At 66.8% G+C, this 18,918-nt stretch carries 21 protein-coding genes and 1 riboswitch; of the genes, 12 read left to right on the forward strand and 9 right to left on the reverse strand.

What is annotated here, in order from left to right; translation table 11 throughout:
* Positions 1-11 precede the first annotated feature (11 nt).
* The 4 genes from EH231_RS26700 to EH231_RS26715 are packed head-to-tail and all read right to left on the reverse strand — an operon-like array spanning position 12 to position 2,671.
* The gene (locus EH231_RS26700; protein ID WP_124713644.1) at positions 12-1,142 is read right to left on the reverse strand and encodes a glutamate--cysteine ligase; all 1,131 of its coding nucleotides are present in this window, start codon (positions 1,140-1,142) and stop codon (positions 12-14) included.
* Positions 1,123-1,830 carry a superoxide dismutase[Cu-Zn] gene (gene sodC, locus EH231_RS26705; RefSeq protein ID WP_124713645.1) on the reverse strand — a complete coding sequence of 236 codons (708 nt, stop codon included), beginning with the start codon at positions 1,828-1,830 and terminating at the stop codon, positions 1,123-1,125. The genes EH231_RS26700 and sodC overlap by 20 nt, the downstream gene beginning before the upstream one ends.
* 10 nt (positions 1,831-1,840) lie before the next feature.
* Positions 1,841-2,311, reverse strand: coding sequence for a LytR C-terminal domain-containing protein (locus EH231_RS26710; RefSeq protein WP_084621825.1), 471 nt, complete (start codon positions 2,309-2,311; stop codon positions 1,841-1,843).
* Between the two features lie 48 nt (positions 2,312-2,359).
* Positions 2,360-2,671 carry a nucleoid-associated protein NapA gene (locus EH231_RS26715; RefSeq protein ID WP_124713646.1) on the reverse strand — a complete coding sequence of 104 codons (312 nt, stop codon included), beginning with the start codon at positions 2,669-2,671 and terminating at the stop codon, positions 2,360-2,362.
* Between the two features lie 138 nt (positions 2,672-2,809).
* Between EH231_RS26715 and EH231_RS26720 the strand changes: the two genes are divergently transcribed.
* From EH231_RS26720 to EH231_RS26730, 3 genes are read left to right on the forward strand one after another with little or no spacing between them, the layout of a single operon-like run.
* Positions 2,810-3,403, forward strand: coding sequence for a peptide deformylase (locus tag EH231_RS26720; protein WP_044515530.1), 594 nt, complete (start codon positions 2,810-2,812; stop codon positions 3,401-3,403).
* Positions 3,403-4,311: an N-acetylglutamate synthase, CG3035 family gene (locus tag EH231_RS26725; RefSeq protein WP_124713647.1), complete on the forward strand. Its 909-nt coding sequence runs from the start codon at positions 3,403-3,405 to the stop codon at positions 4,309-4,311. Before EH231_RS26720 ends, EH231_RS26725 begins: the two co-directional genes overlap by 1 nt.
* Before the next feature lie 17 nt (positions 4,312-4,328).
* Positions 4,329-5,141, forward strand: coding sequence for an exodeoxyribonuclease III (locus EH231_RS26730; protein ID WP_124713648.1), 813 nt, complete (start codon positions 4,329-4,331; stop codon positions 5,139-5,141).
* A gap of 9 nt (positions 5,142-5,150) precedes the next feature.
* On the opposite strand, the gene EH231_RS26735 is transcribed toward EH231_RS26730, so the two are convergent.
* The 4 genes from EH231_RS26735 to EH231_RS26755 are packed head-to-tail and all read right to left on the reverse strand — an operon-like array spanning position 5,151 to position 9,249.
* A complete protein-coding gene (locus EH231_RS26735) occupies positions 5,151-5,888 on the reverse strand; it encodes an LOG family protein (RefSeq protein ID WP_124713649.1) in 738 nt (245 codons plus the stop codon).
* Positions 5,885-6,526 (reverse strand): class I SAM-dependent methyltransferase, encoded by a 642-nt coding sequence (locus tag EH231_RS26740; RefSeq protein WP_124713650.1) that lies wholly within the window; start codon positions 6,524-6,526, stop codon positions 5,885-5,887. Before EH231_RS26740 ends, EH231_RS26735 begins: the two co-directional genes overlap by 4 nt.
* Before the next feature lie 42 nt (positions 6,527-6,568).
* Entirely contained in the window at positions 6,569-7,435 is an 867-nt protein-coding gene (locus tag EH231_RS34120) for an LppU/SCO3897 family protein (protein WP_206429613.1), read from the reverse strand.
* A 50-nt stretch (positions 7,436-7,485) separates the two neighbouring features.
* Positions 7,486-9,249 carry an MFS transporter gene (locus EH231_RS26755; protein ID WP_124713653.1) on the reverse strand — a complete coding sequence of 588 codons (1,764 nt, stop codon included), beginning with the start codon at positions 9,247-9,249 and terminating at the stop codon, positions 7,486-7,488.
* Positions 9,250-9,403: 154 nt separating this feature from the next.
* Positions 9,404-9,513, forward strand: a riboswitch (TPP riboswitch).
* Between EH231_RS26755 and thiC the strand changes: the two genes are divergently transcribed.
* The 9 genes from thiC to EH231_RS26800 all read left to right on the forward strand — a co-directional run bounded on the left by thiC (position 9,505) and on the right by EH231_RS26800 (position 17,695).
* Positions 9,505-11,145 carry a phosphomethylpyrimidine synthase ThiC gene (thiC, locus tag EH231_RS26760; RefSeq protein ID WP_124713654.1) on the forward strand — a complete coding sequence of 547 codons (1,641 nt, stop codon included), beginning with the start codon at positions 9,505-9,507 and terminating at the stop codon, positions 11,143-11,145. Its footprint overlaps the riboswitch before it by 9 nt.
* The gene (gene thiD / locus EH231_RS26765) at positions 11,142-11,978 is read left to right on the forward strand and encodes a bifunctional hydroxymethylpyrimidine kinase/phosphomethylpyrimidine kinase (RefSeq protein ID WP_124713655.1); all 837 of its coding nucleotides are present in this window, start codon (positions 11,142-11,144) and stop codon (positions 11,976-11,978) included. Before thiC ends, thiD begins: the two co-directional genes overlap by 4 nt.
* Positions 11,975-12,610 (forward strand): alpha/beta hydrolase family protein, encoded by a 636-nt coding sequence (locus tag EH231_RS26770; protein ID WP_124713656.1) that lies wholly within the window; start codon positions 11,975-11,977, stop codon positions 12,608-12,610. Before thiD ends, EH231_RS26770 begins: the two co-directional genes overlap by 4 nt.
* Complete coding sequence (locus EH231_RS26775) at positions 12,607-13,152, forward strand: septum formation family protein (RefSeq protein WP_164481033.1); 546 nt, start codon at positions 12,607-12,609, stop codon at positions 13,150-13,152. The genes EH231_RS26770 and EH231_RS26775 overlap by 4 nt, the downstream gene beginning before the upstream one ends.
* A gap of 46 nt (positions 13,153-13,198) precedes the next feature.
* A complete protein-coding gene (locus EH231_RS26780; protein ID WP_124713657.1) occupies positions 13,199-14,578 on the forward strand; it encodes a cytochrome P450 in 1,380 nt (459 codons plus the stop codon).
* Positions 14,575-14,844 carry a DUF3303 domain-containing protein gene (locus tag EH231_RS26785; RefSeq protein ID WP_044515513.1) on the forward strand — a complete coding sequence of 90 codons (270 nt, stop codon included), beginning with the start codon at positions 14,575-14,577 and terminating at the stop codon, positions 14,842-14,844. The genes EH231_RS26780 and EH231_RS26785 overlap by 4 nt, the downstream gene beginning before the upstream one ends.
* A gap of 111 nt (positions 14,845-14,955) precedes the next feature.
* A complete protein-coding gene (locus EH231_RS26790; RefSeq protein WP_124713658.1) occupies positions 14,956-15,882 on the forward strand; it encodes a DUF5996 family protein in 927 nt (308 codons plus the stop codon).
* 42 nt (positions 15,883-15,924) lie between these two features.
* Positions 15,925-17,409, forward strand: coding sequence for a flavin-containing monooxygenase (locus EH231_RS26795; protein ID WP_124713659.1), 1,485 nt, complete (start codon positions 15,925-15,927; stop codon positions 17,407-17,409).
* A gap of 16 nt (positions 17,410-17,425) precedes the next feature.
* Positions 17,426-17,695 carry a DoxX-related protein gene (locus tag EH231_RS26800; protein ID WP_004571515.1) on the forward strand — a complete coding sequence of 90 codons (270 nt, stop codon included), beginning with the start codon at positions 17,426-17,428 and terminating at the stop codon, positions 17,693-17,695.
* Here the strand turns inward: EH231_RS26800 and EH231_RS26805 are convergent.
* A complete protein-coding gene (locus EH231_RS26805; RefSeq protein WP_090424248.1) occupies positions 17,662-18,909 on the reverse strand; it encodes a TetR/AcrR family transcriptional regulator in 1,248 nt (415 codons plus the stop codon). The genes EH231_RS26800 and EH231_RS26805 overlap by 34 nt on opposite strands.
* Positions 18,910-18,918: the final 9 nt, after the last annotated feature.

The following is an 18,918-nucleotide window of genomic DNA, read 5'->3' on the forward strand; positions in this document are numbered from 1 at the left end:
AGCCCTCATCCTTACAGTTGGAGTTCACCGATCAGGGCGTCGACGACTGCGCGGAGGTCGCCGTCGTTCTCCTCGGCCACCCGGCGCTGCCGTTGGTACGAGCCGCCGCCGCGGTAGATGTCGGTCACCGCGGCGAGCTCATCAGCACACCCCAGCGACTTGGCAACCGGCTCAAGGTGATTCAGCAGTTCATCGAGATCCTCGGTGACCAACCGCTCGTTGCTGTCCGCGTCCAGGATGATCACGGCGTCCAGGCCATAGCGGGCCGCGCGCCATTTGTTCTCCTGCACATGCCAGGGCGGCATGGTCGGCAACTGCTCGCCCGCGTCGAGCCTGCGGTCCAGATCGACGATCAGGCAGTGGGTCAGCGCGACCAACGCACCGAGCTCACGCACATTCGACACCCCGTCGAAGATCCGCACCTCAACCGTGCCCAGGTGCGGTGACGGCCTGATGTCCCAACGAATCTCGTTGAGGTGATCGATGATGCCGGTCTTCTTCTGGTCGTGGACGAAGCCCTCGAACTCGGGCCAGGTCTGGAATTGGAACGGCAGGCCGGCGGTGGGCAACTGCTGGAACATCATGGCCCGGTTGCTCGCGTACCCGGTGTCCTCGCCGTCCCAGAACGGCGACGACGCCGAGAGCGCCAGCAGATGCGGGTACTGGTTGAGCAACGAGGAGATGATCGGCATCACCTTGTGCGCCGAGGAGATCCCGACGTGCACATGCACACCCCAGATCAGCATCTGCCGGCCCCACCATTGGGTGCGCTTGATCAGCTCGGCATACCGCGGCGCGTCGGTCAGCTGTTGCGCCGACCATTTCGCGAACGGATGGGTGCCCGCGCAGAACAGCTCCATGCCGCGGTCGTGCACGATCTTGCGCACGGGGCCGAGGGTGCCGCGCAGGTCGTCCATCGCCTCACCGGTGTTCTCGCAGATTCCGGTGACGATCTCGATGGTGTTGCGCAGCAACTCCTTGTGCACGTGCGGGGTCTCGCCGACCTCGGCGATCACCTCGGCAGCGCCGTTGCTCAGATCACGAGTGTCGGCGTCGACGAGAGCGAACTCCCATTCGACGCCGACAGTGGGCCGGGGCGACCCGGCGAAATCGATACGGCTGTCAGCCGGCGCCGATAACACCGCACGCCACCCGGCTTCCGGCGTCGCCGGTGGCCATGGTCGCCTGATCGGGACCAGGTGCGCCGCCGACAACCTGCTGGTACTTCTCCGGCGGGATGTTGGCGAAGTTGTCCGCCTTCTCGTGGATGATGATGGCGGTCTTCGTGCCGCCGAGCAGATCCTCGGCAGTGAACGCGTCAGTGGTGGTCACCAGCTTGCCCGAGCCGTCAGCGCGGACCTGCAGGGAGCTCAGGTCTCCGCTGGAGGGGTGCCCCGAGTGACCGGAAACCTGGAAATGGCCGCCGGCCGAGTTGAAGTCGCCGGGCGCGCCGCCGGTCGGGGCCACCGAGTTGGCCTCGCACTTACCGACCGAGTGGATGTGCAGGCCGTGGAACCCGGGTGCCAGGCGGCCGGGAGAGGTGGTCTCGACCGTCACGGTCGCGAAGCCGTCGGCGAACTGGAAGTCGGCCGTTGCCACGGACGTTCCGTCGGCGGTCTTGATCTCTGCGGTGAGGGTCTCTCCGCCACTGGTGCCCTGCGCGCCACTCCCGCCGTGCTCACCGGGAGCAGCCGATGGGGACGGCGATCCGGTCCAGATCGCCGGCGTGGTGCCGGGCGTGTCGGACGGCACCTGACCGGGAGGGCTGCAGGCGCTCAGCGCGACAACAGGGGCGGCAAACAGTATGGCAACACTGACGGGCTTCAGCATGGCCCAAAGCCTAGCCGGTGACTACTACGATCACGCCCGGTGGTTGCTCGAGAAGTTCCGGGCGCCGCGGTTCGACCGGCGCCTGGATCGCTTTGCCCACCGATTCGGCGGCTTCCTTCTCGCCCGGCGCCTCACCGAAGAACACCGTGGTGCCGGCGACACCCTCCAGCGTCAGGTTGCCGGTCTCGGTGACATTCCAGTGCGCCTCGCGCAGCCGGTTGGCCGTGGTCTCGGCCGCACCTGGGACATCGGAGATGTTGTACACGCGCACGTCGGCCTTGACCTCTGGTGCGGGTTCGGCCTTTGCCGAGGTCTTCGTGGTGGTCGTCGCGGCGGTCGTGGACACGGACGACGACTGATCCGAAGAGTCGTCGTCTGAGCCGAGCGCCTGGAAACCGACCAGCAGGAACACGACCCCGAGGAACAACAGCACCATGACCATGGCACGAAGGGGCAACCCGGAGGAGTCTCGCTGATTCATCGCCACCACTGTATCGAGCGAACCGCCCGATCCCTCATCGCGTGACCTTTAGGTAGTGATATCGAAGCCGAGCCGCCGCGCAGCCCGGGCCTTCTGCCGCGTGGCCCGCATCCGCCGCAGCCGCTTGACCAGCATCGGGTCGGCAGCCAGCGCCTCGGGACGGTCCACCAATGCGTTGAGCACCTGGTAGTACCGCGTGGCCGACATCGAGAAGAGCTCTTTGATGGCGTCTTCCTTGCTGCCGGAGTACTTCCACCATTGGCGTTCGAAGGCCAAAATATCGTGCTCGCGCCGGGTGAGCCCATCGCTCAGGTCAGAGTCGTCCCCGGATTGCTCAGTCCGCGCCATGGCGCCGTCCATATTGCTCCCTGGACCCTTCCGACACGTGAGAAATAACATCGCTGTGGTTCGGCGATTATTCAACCACGGCTTGCTGGGTCTGGGTGACACATAAACCCGCGAGTCGGCTCGCGAAGGACTTCCGCCTAAGATTCCCCGGTGGCCGTCGTACCAATTTGCATCGTCGGGGATCCCGTTCTGCACACGCCGACCGAACCGGTGCCTGTCGGCCCGGACGGTTCACTGCCCGCGGATCTGCCCGAACTCATCCAGAACATGTTCGACACCATGGACGCCGCGAACGGGGTTGGCTTGGCCGCCAACCAGATCGGTGTGGCCAAGCGGTTGTTCGTCTATGACTGCGCTCCGACCCGCGGCCACACGACGCGTCGCCGCGGGGTCGTCATCAACCCGGTGCTGGAGACCTCCGAGGTTCCCGAGACGATGCCGGACCCTGACGACGACGACGAAGGCTGCCTGTCCGTGCCGGGCGAGAATTTCCCGACCGGACGGGCCGACTGGGCGCGGGTCACGGGCCTCGACGCAGACGGTTCACCGGTCACTCTGGAAGGCACCGACTTGTTTGCCCGGATGCTCCAGCACGAGACCGGACACCTCGACGGATTCCTCTACATCGACCGCCTCGTGGGCCGCTATGCGAGGGCAGCCAAGAAGACCGTCAAGCGCAACGGCTGGGGTGTACCCGGTCTGTCCTGGATGCCCGGCGAGGTTCCGGACCCGTTCGGCCACTGATGCCGTCATTGCCCGCACTCGGATCCCGGGTCAGCCTGCGTTACCGGCTGCCCGCCGGGTCGGCCAAGCCGCTCACCGACGTCATCGGGCATCTGGAGCGCCTCGACCCGACGGTGCTGATCCGCACCAAGGACGGTGAACTCGTCGACATCTCGCCTGCCGACATCGTCAGCGTCCGGGAGTTGTCGCACGCACCGGTGCGGGCCTCCGAAATCCGTGCGCTCGAACACGCGGCGGCGCTGGCGTGGCCCGGCGTCGAGCAGCAATGGCTGGGCGGTTGGCTGCTGCGTGCCGGGCACGGCGTCACCAGCCGGGCCAATTCGGCGATCCCGCTGGGCGTGTCGGCACAGATCGCCGATCTGTCCGCGGTGCGCGACTGGTACCGCGAACGCAACCTGCCGGCGTGGCTGGCCTTGCCGGAGCGACTGCTGCCCATACGCACCCCTGGCATCAAGCCGGCCCGGGTGATGGTGCGTGAGCTGCCCGCCGCCGGCGCGCCTCGCCCCCCCGGTGTCACGCTGGCGCAGCAACCGGATGCGCAGTGGCTGGCGATCTACGAGCGCGAGGTGCCCGCCGACGTACTGACGGCGGTGGTCGACGGAGTGCTCACCTTCGCCACCGTGCCCGACTGCGCCGTCGGCCGGGGCGCCGTCACGACGGCCCCGGACGGCGCGGCCTGGCTGGGTATCTCGTCGGTCCGCGTCTCCCCTGCCCACCGCAGGCGGGGCCACGCCCGGGCGGTGTGCGAGGTGCTGCAGGCCTGGGGCGCCGAGGCGGGTGCCGGGCAGGCGTACGTCCAGGTGGAGGTCGACAACCACGCGGCCATCGCGCTGTACACCGCGCTGGGTTTCCGGCTGCACCACCAAACCCGTTATGTCGCGGCCGAGGACGTCCTCGGTTCGCGCTGACCGTAACCTCTAACCCCATGCGCCTGGCCACATGGAACGTCAATTCGATCCGAACCCGAGTGGACCGCGTGGTCGACTGGCTGGAACGTGCCGACGTCGACGTGCTGGCGATGCAGGAAACCAAGTGCACCGACGCGCAGTTCCCCATGATGCCGTTCGCGGCCCTGGGCTACGAGGTCGCGCACATCGGACTCAACCAGTGGAACGGCGTGGCCATCGCCTCGCGGGTCGGCCTCGACGACGTCGAGATCGGGTTCGCGGGACAACCGACCTGGAGCAGCAAACCGGAGGAAGAGGCCATCGCCGAGGCCCGCGCGCTGGGAGCCACCTGCGGCGGGGTGCGGGTGTGGAGCCTGTACGTGCCCAACGGCCGCACACTGGCCGATCCGCACTACGCCTACAAGCTGGATTGGCTTGCCGCCCTGCGGGATACAGCCTCCGGCTGGCTGAAGGACGACCCGGAGAAGCCCATCGCACTGGTCGGCGACTGGAACATCGCACCCAGGGACGAGGACGTCTGGGACATGGCCGCGTTCGACGGCAGCACGCATGTGTCCGAGCCCGAGCGGGCAGCGTTCCAGGCCATGCACGACGCCCAATTCACCGATGTGGTGCGACCTTTCACCGAAGGGCCGGGAATCTACACCTACTGGGACTACACCCAGCTGGCATTCCAGAAGCGCCGCGGCATGCGCATCGACTTCATCCTCGGCTCCCCCGGCCTGGCCTCGCGCGTCACCGGCGCCGAGATCGTGAAGGACGAACGACGCCCCAAGAAGGGCACCACCGCACCCAGCGATCACGCTCCGGTCGTGGTCGAGCTGGGCTGACGGCCTCGGCTATCGCGCCGACGCTGCGATGAGATCCACGGCCTCGGCCACGCTGTCGGTGCAGTGGAGCAGGGCCAACTCCGATTCGGAGATCTTTCCGCCGGGCAGCACCGTGTTGCGGATCCAGTCGATCAGCCCCGACCAGTAGTCGACACCCAGCAGGATGATCGGGAACTCGGTGACCTTGCGGGTCTGCACAAGGGTCAGTGCCTCGAACAGTTCGTCGAGGGTGCCGAATCCGCCCGGCAGGCACACGAATGCCTGTGCGTACTTGACGAACATGGTCTTGCGGACGAAGAAGTAGCGGAAGTTGATGCCGAGATCGACCCAGTGGTTGAGGCGCTGCTCGAAGGGCAGTTCGATACCGAGTCCGACGGAGTAGCCGCCGGACTCGCTGGCCCCGCGGTTGACCGCCTCCATCGAGCCCGGACCGCCCCCGGTGATCACCGCATAGCCCGCCTGTACCAGCGCGATGCCCAGTTCCTCGCCCAACCGGTACTCCGGCGAATGCGGAACCGTGCGGGCCGATCCGAAAACTGTGACAGCCCTCGGCATCTCGGCAAGGGCATCGAAACCGTCGACGAATTCGCCCTGGATCCGCATCACTCGCCACGGATCGGTGTGCACCCAATCGGTGGGGCCGCGCCGGCCCAGCAGGCGCTGGTCGGCGGTGGTGGTGGCACAGCGATCGCGGCGCAGTTGCACCGAACCGCTGATCTGAGGCTGGCTGTCGTCGTTCTCGGTCACGTCGGCTTGACCCCCACGGTGATGACGTCGGAGATCGGCGTCCACACCGGCCGGCGCACCCGGTGTTGTTCGGCCACCTCAAATCCAGCCGCCTCGAACAGCACGCGCATCTCCTTCTCGGTGGGACTGTGCGCAGGCGCACCCAAGCCGGCCGACAGGGCGTGCAGCGGCAGGAAGGTACGACGGGGGCTCATCGTCGTCACCGCCACCATGCCGCCGGGCGCCAGCGCCCGGTGGAACTCCGCGAGTGCGGCGGGCTGGTCAAAGAAATGAAAGGCCGATGTCGTCACCACCGCGTCCAGGAAGCCGTCCTGGAAGGGCAGTTCCTCGGCGGGGGCCGACTTCCATCGCACGCGGTCCGAACGCTTGCGCGCCTGGGCGAGCATGCCGTCGGACATATCGAGGCCGTACACCTCATCGGGTTGCAGTTCGCGCTGGATGCGATCGGCCAGGATGCCGGTACCGCAGGCGATATCGGCGATCGCACGGGCACCGCGCTCCTTCAGCTGGGCGATCACCTCATCCTGGGCGGGCCGGTACACCCACCGCTGGAGGCAGCCCTGGTCGTAGGCCGGTGCGGCGAAACTCCAGAAGCTCGTGATGGCGTCGTTGAACCCGCGGCGCTGTGTGGTGGTCACGGGCCCGAGTGTAGGTCGGCCCGCACGCTCGATGCCTGACGGCTACGACGGCTTCGCCCCGCAGTAGACCCGCGCCGGCTCGGGGAAGGCCACCGCGTTTGACCCTGAATCACAGACAGCGGGGTCGGTTGAACCGTCAACCCGCTTGACGATCTTGATGGATGCCTTCGGGTCGGAGCATTCCACCGCGGTGATGAGCTTGTCGTCGATGTTGAAGCACTCGCCTTCCGCGAGGTCGGGGATGAAGCAATAGGTGCGGGTCACGTCCATGAGCACGTTGTAGTCAGAGTCGGCCCGTTTGCCGTCCGGGCATGTCGCGGATCCGCCACCTTTGGACACCAGCTCGTAGATGGCGTCCGGGTCGCTGCAGTCGGTCGGGGTGAGGTCGCTGCCTGCCGTGGCGTACTGAACGCCGGTGAGGCACTCCCCCACCGCCAGGTCACCAGAGGCCCCGGACTTCGATGACCCGGAATCTGAGCTCGTGGTCGGCGCCGAGCTCCACACGGAACTGGAACTCGAGCTCGACTCCGACGCGCGGGTGGCCATCCGCCCCGCCAATCCCAACAGGCCGAGCACCAGCAGAATCACACCGATCACGATCAATGCCGTGCCGGACTTCTTGGGTGGCGCGCCGTAGGCCTGCGGGTAAACCGGCGGCGGATAGCCGGGCTGCTGCGGGTAGCCCTGTTGCGGGTAGTAGCCCTGTTGCGGATAGCCCTGCGGATACCCAGGTTGCGGATAGGCGCCCGGCGGGTACCCGGGCTGGCCACTCGGCTTCGACGACGACGAACGCCGAACCAGGCCGAGGATCAGCAGCAGCAGCCCCAACCCGGGGATGAGCAGCGTGCCGATGACGTAGCCCGCGGATTCTGCGGCGCTTCCGGCGGCGGCCAGTGTCTGAGCGACCATGGCGGCGAGTATCCCACGGGGCGACCAGAATCGGTTTGCTGACAGGCCTCTCAGGCCTCGTTGTCAGCCCCTGCCTCCGTGCCATAGCGGCCCGCGCTGAACATCGACGCCACCGCGCCGATCACCATCATCACGGCCGCGGCGCTGAACACCACCGTCAGACCCGAATGGAACGGCTCGGTGATCAGCTGCGGGAAGAATGTCTGCCCGGTGATCACGTCCGCATTCACGCCCGGCTGGTGCAGCGCGTCGTAGGGCGCGAGCAGTTCGGCCATCGGGTTGTAGCCCAGGAAGGCCGCGAACAGGCTGCCGACCGGCGGCTGGTTCGCCACGTCGTGGGCGACCGAGGCCGAAACACCTTGCTGTGTCAGGCCGGTGGTCAACGCCGCCGGCAGTGTGTTGGCCAGGCCGACGATCATCAGCGAGAAGAAGATACCGATCGACAGCGAGTTGCCGGCATTGAAGAAGGTGGACCGCACTCCAGAGGCCGCACCACGCTGATCGGCAGGCACGCTCGACATGATGGCCGCGGTGTTGGGCGCGGTGAAGATGCCGCCGCCCAGGCCGTTGAGGAACACCAGGATGGCGAACACCCAGTAGTCGAAGTTGACCGGAATCATCAGCAGCGCCACGAAGGTGGCCGCCATCAGCAGCATGCCGCCGACGGTCAGCGGCCGCGCGCCGATGCGGTCGGAGAGCGACCCGGCGATCGGCGCGGCGACCAGGAACCCGACGGTCACCGGCAACAGGTAGATGCCGGCCCACAGCGGGGTGGACTCGAAGCTGTAGCCGTGCAACGGCAGCCAGATGCCCTGCAGCCAGATGATGAGCATGAACTGCAGCCCACCGCGGCCCACCGAGGACATCAGCCCGGCCAGGTTGCCCATCCCGAACGCAGCCGACTTGAACAGCCGGATGTCGACCATCGGCGACGACACTTTCAGCTCGACGACGCAGAACGCCACCAGCAGCAGCAGGCCGACGGCGATGGAGCCCAGTACCCATGGGCTGGTCCAGCCGGTGGTGGAGTCACCGTAGGGCTGGATGCCATAGGTGATGCCGATCAGCAGCACCGTCAGGCCCAGCCCGAAAGTCAGCGTGCCGGCCCAGTCGAGACGTCCGGCAGTACGGACTCCGAGTTCTTTCAGGGAGCGGTAGCTCCAGATGGTGCCGATGATGCCGATCGGCACGCCCACCCAGAAGACGGCCTTCCAGTGCCATTCGGACAGGAAGCCGCCGATGAGCAACCCGAGGAACGACCCCGCGACGGCGGCCACCATGTTGGTGCCCAGCGCCATGCCGCGCTGGTTGGCCGGGAAGGCGTCGGTGAGGATGGCCGATGACGACGCCATCAGCATGGCGCCGCCGACGCCCTGGACGACGCGCCAGCCGATCAGCCACACCGCGCCGCCACCGAGTTGGAACGGGTCGAAGGACAGGGCGATCGCAGCCAGGGTGAACACCACGAAGCCGAGGTTGTAGATGCGGACCCGGCCGTACATGTCGCCGAGACGTCCGAACGGCACGACGAGCACCGCCGTCACCACGAGGTAGCCCATCAGCATCCACAGCAGATAGCTGACGTTGCCGGGGGCGAGCGGGTTCAGCCCGATGCCGCGGAAGATCGCCGGCAGCGAGATCAACACGATCGAGGCATTGATGGACGCCAGCAGGATGCCCAACGTGGTGTTGGACAGCACCACCCACTTGTAGAACGGGTGGTCGTGATCCATCCGTCTGCGCCGGTCGGCGGTCTCGACCTGGGCGGCGTCGTCGCCGCCCGACGGGTTGCTGAGTTCAGCTTCAGTCGTCATCTGGGGTTCGCATCTCGTATCGCTTCAAGGGCTCTATCCAGGGCCGTGAACGACCCAAAGTGTGCAAAACACATATATTAGCTATGCAAATCAAGCTGCGGCAACTCCAAGCCCCTATCCCCTTCACGGCGCCGTCTGCGCTAGGTTGGGGCTGCAAACCACACGCGGGAGTGCGCACGAGCGCGCTGAGAGGACGGGTAGGCCCGTCGACCGTACGAACCTGACCGGGTAATGCCGGCGTAGGGAGATGAAATGATGAGTAGTTTTTTTGACGCCTCCTCCAGTGGCACGGTCGACCCGTCGGTCACGATCGGTCCGATCACCGGAAGTACGAAGGTCTATCGCGAGATCGACCATGACGGCGCGACACTGCGGGTGCCGTTTCGCCGGGTGAACCTCACCAACTCCGAACATCTCGACCTGTACGACACCTCGGGTCCGTACACCGACGACGATGCGGCGATCGACCTGAACGCCGGCCTCGCGCCACGGCTTGGGGTGCAGAAGGGTCGCGGCACCCAGCTGCAGCGGGCCCGCGCCGGGGAGATCACCGCTGAGATGGCATATATCGCTGAACGCGAAGGGGTTTCGCCCGAATTGGTGCGCGACGAGGTGGCACGGGGCCGCGCGGTGATCCCGGCCAACCACAACCACCCCGAAGCCGAGCCGATGATCATCGGCAAGGCGTTCGGGGTGAAAGTCAATGCCAATATCGGCAATTCGGCCGTCACCTCCTCGATCGGCGAGGAGGTGGACAAGATGGTGTGGGCCACCCGGTGGGGCGCTGACACCATCATGGACCTGTCCACCGGGCGCAACATCCACGAGACGCGGGAATGGATCCTGCGCAACTCGCCGGTTCCGGTCGGCACCGTGCCGATCTACCAGGCACTGGAGAAGGTCAACGGCGACCCGACCAAGTTGACGTGGGAGATGTACCGCGACACCGTGATCGAGCAGTGCGAGCAGGGTGTCGACTACATGACCGTGCACGCCGGGGTGCTGCTGCGCTACATCCCCCTGACCGTCAAGCGGGTCACCGGGATCGTGTCCCGGGGCGGGTCGATCATGGCGGCCTGGTGCCTGGCACATCACACCGAGTCGTTCCTCTACACCCACTTCGAGGAACTCTGCGAGATCCTGGCCCGCTACGACGTGACGTTCTCGCTCGGCGACGGGCTGCGGCCCGGGTCGATCGCCGACGCCAACGACGAGGCCCAGTTCGCCGAGCTGCGCACCCTGGGCGAGCTGACCAGGATCGCGAAATCCCATGGCGTGCAGGTGATGATCGAAGGCCCGGGCCACGTCCCGATGCACAAGATCGTCGAGAACGTGCGCCTGGAGGAAGAGCTCTGCGAAGAAGCGCCGTTCTACACGCTCGGCCCGCTGGCCACCGACATCGCCCCGGCCTACGACCACATCACCTCGGCGATCGGCGCGGCCATCATCGCCCAGGCCGGCACCGCGATGCTGTGCTACGTCACGCCCAAGGAGCACCTGGGCCTGCCCGACCGCAAAGACGTCAAGGACGGGGTGATCGCCTACAAGATCGCCGCGCACGCCGCCGACCTCGCCAAGGGGCACCCGCGGGCGCAGCAGCGTGACGACGCGCTCTCGAAAGCTCGGTTCGAATTCCGCTGGCACGATCAGTTCGCGTTGTCGCTGGATCCCGACACTGCCCGCGAGTTCCACGACGAGACGTTGCCCGCCGAACCAGCCAAGACGGCGCACTTCTGCTCGATGTGCGGCCCCAAGTTCTGCTCGATGCGTATCACGCAGGACATCAGGGACGCCTATCCCGACGGCGTGCCCGACGACATCGCAGCGGGCATGGCCGCCAAGTCCCAGGAGTTCGCCGACCACGGCAACCGCGTCTATCTACCCTTGACGACGTGAACTACTTGCCGTTGACGCCCGCGGGTGACACCCCGCTGCGGGTGATGACCATCGCCGGGTCCGACTCCGGCGGTGGTGCCGGGATCCAGGCCGACATGCGGACCTTCGCGATGCTCGGCCTGCACGGCTGCGTCGCGGTCACCGCGGTGACCGTGCAGAACTCGGTCGGCGTCAAGGGTTTCCACGAGATCCCGCTCGACGTCGTCTCGGGCCAGATCTCGGCGGTGACCTCCGATATCGGCATCCAGGCCGCCAAGACCGGGATGCTGGCCTCCTCGGAGATCATCACCACGATCGCCGAGACCTGGCGGGCCGAGGGGCTGGCCGGAACCGTGCCGTTGGTCGTCGACCCGGTGTGCGCATCGATGCACGGTGATCCCCTGCTGCATCACAGTGCACTGGACGCGCTGCGAACGGAGCTGTTCCCGCTGGCCACGCTGGTCACCCCGAACCTCGACGAGGTCCGATTGCTGGTGGGCGTCGAGGTCGTCGACCAGGCATCGCAACGGGACGCGGCGCGCGCCCTGCATGCCCTCGGCCCACAGTGGGCGCTGGTCAAGGGTGGGCACCTGCGCTCGTCATCGGCAAGCCCGGACCTCCTGTTCGACGGCACCGACTTCCACGAGTTCCAGGCGCCGCGGGTCGACACCGGCAACGACCACGGTGCCGGCGATACCCTCGCCGCCGCGACGGCTTGCGCTCTGGCACATGGCTATTCAGTTCCCCAGGCGGTGGAGTTCGGCAAGGCCTGGGTGACCGAATGCATCCGCACGGCCTATCCGCTGGGTCATGGCCACGGCCCGGTGAACGCGCTGTTCCGGTTGCAGTCATGAACCTCGAGGCGATCGCGGGCGTCGCGCACGAGCCGGACGGGCCCGCGCAGGGCGTCGTCGTCCTCACCCACGGGGCCGGCGGTAATCGCGACTCGGCGATGCTGGTCAAGCTCTGCGACGAGTGGGCCTCCCGCGGCTGGCTGGCCATCCGCTACAACCTGCCGTATCGCCGTCGCAGGCCCAAGGGACCACCGTCGGGATCGGCGGCCGGTGACCAGGAAGGGATCGCCGAGGCGATCGCACTGGCCCGCACCCTGGCCGATGGTCCCGTGATCGCGGGCGGGCACTCCTACGGCGGGCGGATGACCTCGATGGTCGCCGCCGACGAAGACAGCGGGGCAGGCCCGGACGTGCTGACACTGTTCTCCTACCCGCTGCATCCGCCGGGCAAGCCGGAACGCGCCCGCACCGAGCATCTGTCCCGCATCACGGTGCCCACGGTGTTCACCCACGGCACCGCCGACCCGTTCGGCACGATCGAGGAGCTCACGGCCGCGACAGCTTTGGTGGGCGGACCGACCGAGCTCGTCGTCATCGAGGGTGCCCGCCACGACCTCGGATCCAAGCGCCTGGACGTGCCCGCCCTCGCGGTTGATGCGGCGTTACGGGCAGTCGATATCGTCGAACCATGACCTACCCGCCCGGTCCCCACGGCCCGCAGGGCCACAACTACCCGCCCCCGCCTCCGCAGCCGTATTCCACCGGTCCTGACCAGTTCTCGGCGCTACCGAAGAAATCCTCGGCGCCCAAGTGGGCGCTGCTGGGTGTCGTGGTGTTGGCGGCGATCGTGGTCGCCGCGGGTGCGGTGTTCTACTTCGCGCGGGACCGCGGCGCCACCGAGGCGAGCCAGGTCCGGTCGGGCGATTGTCTTACCGAGATCCCCGACAGCAGCCGCGTGCTGTACGTCAAGACGGTGAGTTGCGATCAGCCGCACAAGGGTGAGGTGTTCGCAGTGCTGCCACTGCCCGACGGGGCCTTCCCCGGCGACGCCGCGGTGGTCAAATACGCCGACAAGTGCGCGCCGGCACTCAATGAGTACGCCCCGGACGCCAACTCGGAATCCGGCATCCAGCTCTTCGTTTTGTACCCGACCGCGGACTCCTGGCAACGCGGCGACCGCAGCGTGACATGCATCGCTACCAGCAAGAATCCCCGCACCGGAAAAATAGAGTAACGCGCTACTCTAGGCCGCCCAGACCGCGCGGTCAGACACTCGACGCATGGTCGAGATCGATACGCGGACGGCCGCAGCCACCCTGCCGCTCGCACCGCGCAATCCCCTGTCCTACCGACAAACAATCAAGTCGATGCGGTCCTTCATCGAGGGGCATCAGCGGCTCCGCGACGCCGGAGGCCCCGTCAGCCGGATGGTGCTGGGCCCCCGGTGGCTGATCCCCCCGGTCCTGTTGGTCACCTCCCCGCAGGGCGCCCGGGATGTCCTGGGTCGCCGCGATTCGGTCGCCGATCGCGGCACCGCCATCAACATGGTCGAACTGCGCCGACTGATGGGCGGCAACCTGCTGAATCTGCCGCATGAGCGCTGGCTGCCGCGCCGGCGCACGCTGCAGCCGATGTTCACCAAGCGGAACGTCCCGCAGTACGCGGGGCACATGGCCGCCGCGGCGCACACGATCGCTGATGGCTGGCGCGACGGTGCGACCGTCGATCTGGATGTCGCGTGCCGGGCACTCACGCTGCGGGCGCTGGGCCGGTCGGTGTTCGGCGTGGATCTCGACGAGCGGGCCGATGAGGTGGGCCCGGCGCTGCGTACCGCCTTGTCCTGGATTTCCGATCGGTCGGTCCGGCCGGTCAACTTCCCGCAGTGGGTGCCCACCGGCGGCCAGCGCCGGGCCAAGGCGGCCAATGCCCGCCTGCATCGGCTGGGCGCCGAGATCCTCGCCGCCGTGCGGACCGATCCCGATAGGGACGCGCCGCTGGTGCGCGCGCTGATCGAGGCGCGTGACCCGGATACCGGCCGGCAGCTGACCGACGACGAAATCTGCGATGAATTGGTGCTTTTCATGCTCGCCGGGCATGACACCACCTCGACGACGCTGTGTTACTCGCTGTGGGCGCTGGGCCGCAACCCCGAGCTGCAGTCCCGCGTGCACGAAGAAGTCGCGGCGCTGGGCGACCGCACGCTGACCCCCGAGGACGTGCCGCTCCTCGAGCACACCGTGCGGGTGCTGCACGAGGCGTTGCGGCTGTGCCCGCCCGGCGCAGGCACGCCTCGGATGCTCAACGAGGAGGTGACGGTCGACGGCTACCGCGCCGAGGCCGGCACGATGGCGATGGTCAACTTCTATGTCATGCATCGCGACCCGACGCTGTGGGACGATCCGCTGACCTTCGACCCGGACCGATTCACCCCCGAGCGTTCGGCCGGTCGAAACCGTTGGCAGTACCTGCCTTTCGGCGGTGGTCCGCGGTCCTGCGTCGGCGATCACTTCGCCATGCTGGAGGCCACCTTGGCGCTGGCGACCATCGTGCGCGAGGTCTCCGTGACCTCCCTGCACGACGACTTCCCGGTGGAGACCCCCTTCACCGTCATCGCCGCGGGGCCGATCCCGGCCCGCATCACCAGAAGGAGTACGCCATGAAATTCATTGTGCACTGGACTCAGTCGCAGGCGAACTACCGGGACGGGATCGAGAAGTTCAAGAAGACCGGCGGCCAGGTTCCGGAAGGATCGACGATGCTCGGCCGTTGGTGGGGGATGAACGGCCAGGGCTTCGCCATCGTGGAGACCGACGACGCCAAGCTCATGTTCGAGTCGGTGGCCGAATGGGGCGAGTTCCTCACTTTCGACGTCACACCCTGCGTTGAGGACACCGAGGCCGGCGAGGTGATCGCCAAGCTGTTCTGACCTCCTGGCCAGTGCTGCCTGCCTTTCCGCCGGTGAGCAGACCGGCGCGCAGCTATGCTCGCGGTGCCGCCTGCTGAGCGGTGGTGCGGCGGGAAGGCAGGTAGCTGGCCCATGAGCACACCGTCCGACAACGCCTGGCCCGCGCTGCGGGTATCGGATTGGGAACCCACGCGCGACACCCTTCACATGTGGACGCAGATCGTCGGGAAGATCCGCCTGACGTACTCTCCGCTGCTCAACCACTGGTGGGAGGTCACGCTGTATGTGAGTCCGCGCGGCCTGACCACGTCATCGATTCCGTACCGAAACCGGCTGTTCGACATGGAGTTCGATTTCATCGACCACGTGCTCGCGATCCGCACGAGCGACGGCGGCTCGGGCAGCGTCACGCTGGCGCCCAAATCGGTCGCCGAGTTCTACGCCGAAACCCTGTCCGCACTCGATCAATTGGGCATCGAGGCACGAATCCACGCCCGGCCCAACGAGGTTGACCCCGCCATACCTTTTGCCGAAGATCGCCAGCACGCGTCGTACGACCCGCACGCCGCCAACCTGTTCTGGCGGCAGTTGGTACAGGCACACCGGGTGATCAGTGACTTCCGGGCATATTTCATCGGCAAGGCGAGTCCCGTGCACTTCTTCTGGGGTTCGTTCGACCTGGCTTGCACGAGATTCTCCGGCCGGCCCGCACCCGAGCACCCCGGCGGCGCACCCAACTGCCCCAACGGCGTGATGGTGGAAGGGTATTCGCACGAGTTGAGCAGTTGCGGCTTCTGGCCGGGCGGTGGCGAGGAGGGTGCGTTCTACGCGTACGCCTATCCCGAGCCGGAGGGATTCGCCGACTACCGCATCGGCCCGGACGCGGCCTTCTACAGCCAGGACTTCAAACAGTTCCTGCTGCCCTACGAGGCGGTGCGGACGTCCGCCGATCCCGACCGTGCGCTGACGGAATTCCTGCAGTCCACCTACGCCGCCGCGGCCGACCTGGCCGACTGGGACCGCGCGAGCCTCGAGTGCGATCCGAAGCGCTGGAGCTGACCTCTCGACAAAGTACCCGGTACCTGCGGTACTGTCTGCAGCATGAGCCCGGGGGAATACGAGGCAGTCATCGTCGGCGCCGGCTTCGCCGGCATCGGTGCTGCCATCCAGCTCAAACGGCTGGGCATCGAGGACTTCGTGATCCTGGACCGCGAGGACGACCTCGGCGGCACCTGGTATGTCAACCACTACCCCGGCCTGGCCGTCGACGTGCCCACCACCACTTACTCGTACTTCTTCGAACCGAATCCGAACTGGTCACGACTGTTCTCCACCGGCTCCGAGATCAAGCGCTACGCCGACGACGTCGCCGACAAGTACGACGTGCGCCGCCACATCCGGTTCAACACAACCGTCGAAGGTGCGCGCTGGGATGACGAGGCTTCGCGCTGGCGGGTCGCCCTGACGGGCGGCGAAGCGATCAGCGCGCGGTTCCTGTTCACCGCCACCGGATTCCTGTCCCAACCGCACACTCCCGACATCCCCGGCATCGCCGACTTCACCGGCAAGGTCATCCACACCACCGATTGGGACGACACCTACCGGCCCGACGGCCGCCGGATCGCGATCATCGGCACGGGGGCCACCGCCGTTCAGCTCATCCCGGAGTTGGCGAAGAAGGCCGCGGACCTGACCGTCTACCAGCGCACCCCGATCTGGGTCGTGCCCAAGATCGACCTGAAGTTCCCGCGGCAGGTACGCCGTCTGTTCGCCCGTGTGCCGGCGGCCCAACGGGCGATCCGCACCGTCACCGACACCATCTACGCGTTCATGGTCGACACCGCGGTGCTCAAGCACCGGTACTTCCGCCGGTTCAACATCGCCGCGTCCGACCTGGCCAAGCTGCACCGGTTCGCCTCGATCCGCGACCCGGAGCTGCGCCGCAAGCTGACCCCGGACTACGACTTCGGCTGCAAGCGCCCGACCTTCTCGAACGGCTACTACCGCACATTCACCAAACCGCACGTGCATCTGCAGGCCGACGGAATCGAGCGGATCGAGGCCGACGGCATCGTCAATGCCGACGGCACCAGAACGGCCATCGACACGCTGGTCCTGGCCACCGGGTTCGACCTGTGGGACGCGAACTTTCCGGCCATCGAGGTGATCGGGCGCGACGGCCGCAACCTCGGAAAGTGGTGGCGGGAAACTCGGTTCCAGGCCTATCAGGGCGTCTCGATGCCGTACTTCCCGAACTACCTGAGCCTGGCCAGTCCGTACGCCTTCCTTGGCCTGAACTTCTTCAACACGATGGAGTATCAGATGCGCCTGATGGACCGCCTGTTCGGCGAGGTCAAGCGCCGGAAGGCGACCACCTTCGAGGTCACCGAAGAGGCCAACAGCCTGTACCTGGACCGGATGACCGAAGCGCTGGGCGACTCGTTGTTCACCCTCGGAAACTGCGCATCGGCACGGTCGTACTATTTCAACCCGAGCGGCGAGGCAACGCTGCTCCGGCCGATGACGACCCGCCGGGCCGTCGCGGAAGCTTCACGATTCCCGTTGAGCGACTACACATTTGCCTGATCAGAGAGGATCACACATGGCAGAGGGCAAGAACTCCAAGCTGGTCAAGCTCGTCGGCCTCAGCGTGGCCGGCGCCGGTGTCTCACATTTCGTGAAGCCGCAGCTGTTCGAGTCGATCACCAAGCCGGCGTTCCCCAAGGACACGCAGAAGCACATCTACACCAACGGTGGCATCGAGACCGCGATCGGCCTGGGCCTGCTGCTGCCCAAGACCCGCAAGTTGGCCACCATCGGCACGCTCGGCTACGTGGCCTACCTGGCCGGCAACGCCGTCCGTAACCGGTAGCGGCCCAGCAGGGTCAGATCGATCAGGACCGCGACGACGGCTCGGGTCTGCTCTGAATTCTCGTAGTTCATGAGCCGGCCCAAGTCGATCACCAAGGCCATCGCAGCATGAACCGCGAAGCGCGCCTGCCCCGCACTCCACCCGGGGCGTACCGGCATGACAACCTCGACCCACGATTCCACGGCCGCACGTTGCAGGTCGCGCAGGATCTTCTGGTCGGCGGGCGTCATGTTCAGGCGCTCGGTGTAGTAGACGTAATCGAGCTCCGGGCGGTCGAACGATCGGGCCACGTAGTCGTCGATGAGGGCACCCAGCGCCTGTTCGGGGTCCGACACCGCGCCGAGGACCTCCGACATGTCCGCCGACAACCGGTCGGCGGCGCGCCGGAACCCGGCGGCCAGGATGTCGGATTTGCCGGAGAAGTATCGGTAGATCCCCGAGGCGGGCATGCCGACCGCGGCGGCGATGTCCTCCATCGTGGTGTCGCGGTAGCCGTTCCGGTTGAACAGCCGCATCGATTCGGTCAGCAGCGCTTCGTATTTCGTTACGCTCGCGGCAGCGGGGGGCGTCGTCACGGCATCGGCCGGCCCGGGGAACTCGGGCAGCTCGGCTGCCAGCATGGTGTCGCAGATATCGGCGAGCAGCTCGCGGATCTGACCGGCAGGCAGTTTGGACCGATGATCGACGACGCTGCCGATCACGCCGAGCACCGCGGTCGACAGGGTCCAGCGGGCCCGCGAGCTGAGTTCGGGCCGCAGTTCCATCAGCGGCCGGTGAATCCGGCGGTGCACGGTGCGTACCTGCGCATCGAGGATGCTCTGGTCGTCGCCGCGCAGATAACGCGCCTCCCAGCGGTAAAGCCCGCCGGATTCGCGGTTAACCAACGCGGTGTCGCTGAGCGCCGCTACGAGCCTGCGCAACTGCTCACCCGGGTCCCCGTCGGGCTCGTCGGCGAACGCTGTTCCGTCGACGAGTTGCTGGCTGAGGTTCAGTACGGCGTCGCGGAACAATTCGTACTTGCTCGAATAGTGCCGGTACAACGCGGCCGCCGAGATCCCGACCCGCGAGGCAATGGCCTCCATGCTCACGCCGTGATATCCCAGCGCGCTGAAAGACTCCGCCGAGGCCCGCGCGATCTGGGCCTTTCGGTCTTTCGGACGGCGTCGCACACCATTGGCACCACTGTCGATCGACCGGGGCGAGATGCGCGCCATTCCGTCACA

Source organism: Mycolicibacterium nivoides (assembly GCF_003855255.1).
Classification (GTDB): Bacteria; Actinomycetota; Actinomycetes; order Mycobacteriales; family Mycobacteriaceae; genus Mycobacterium; species Mycobacterium nivoides.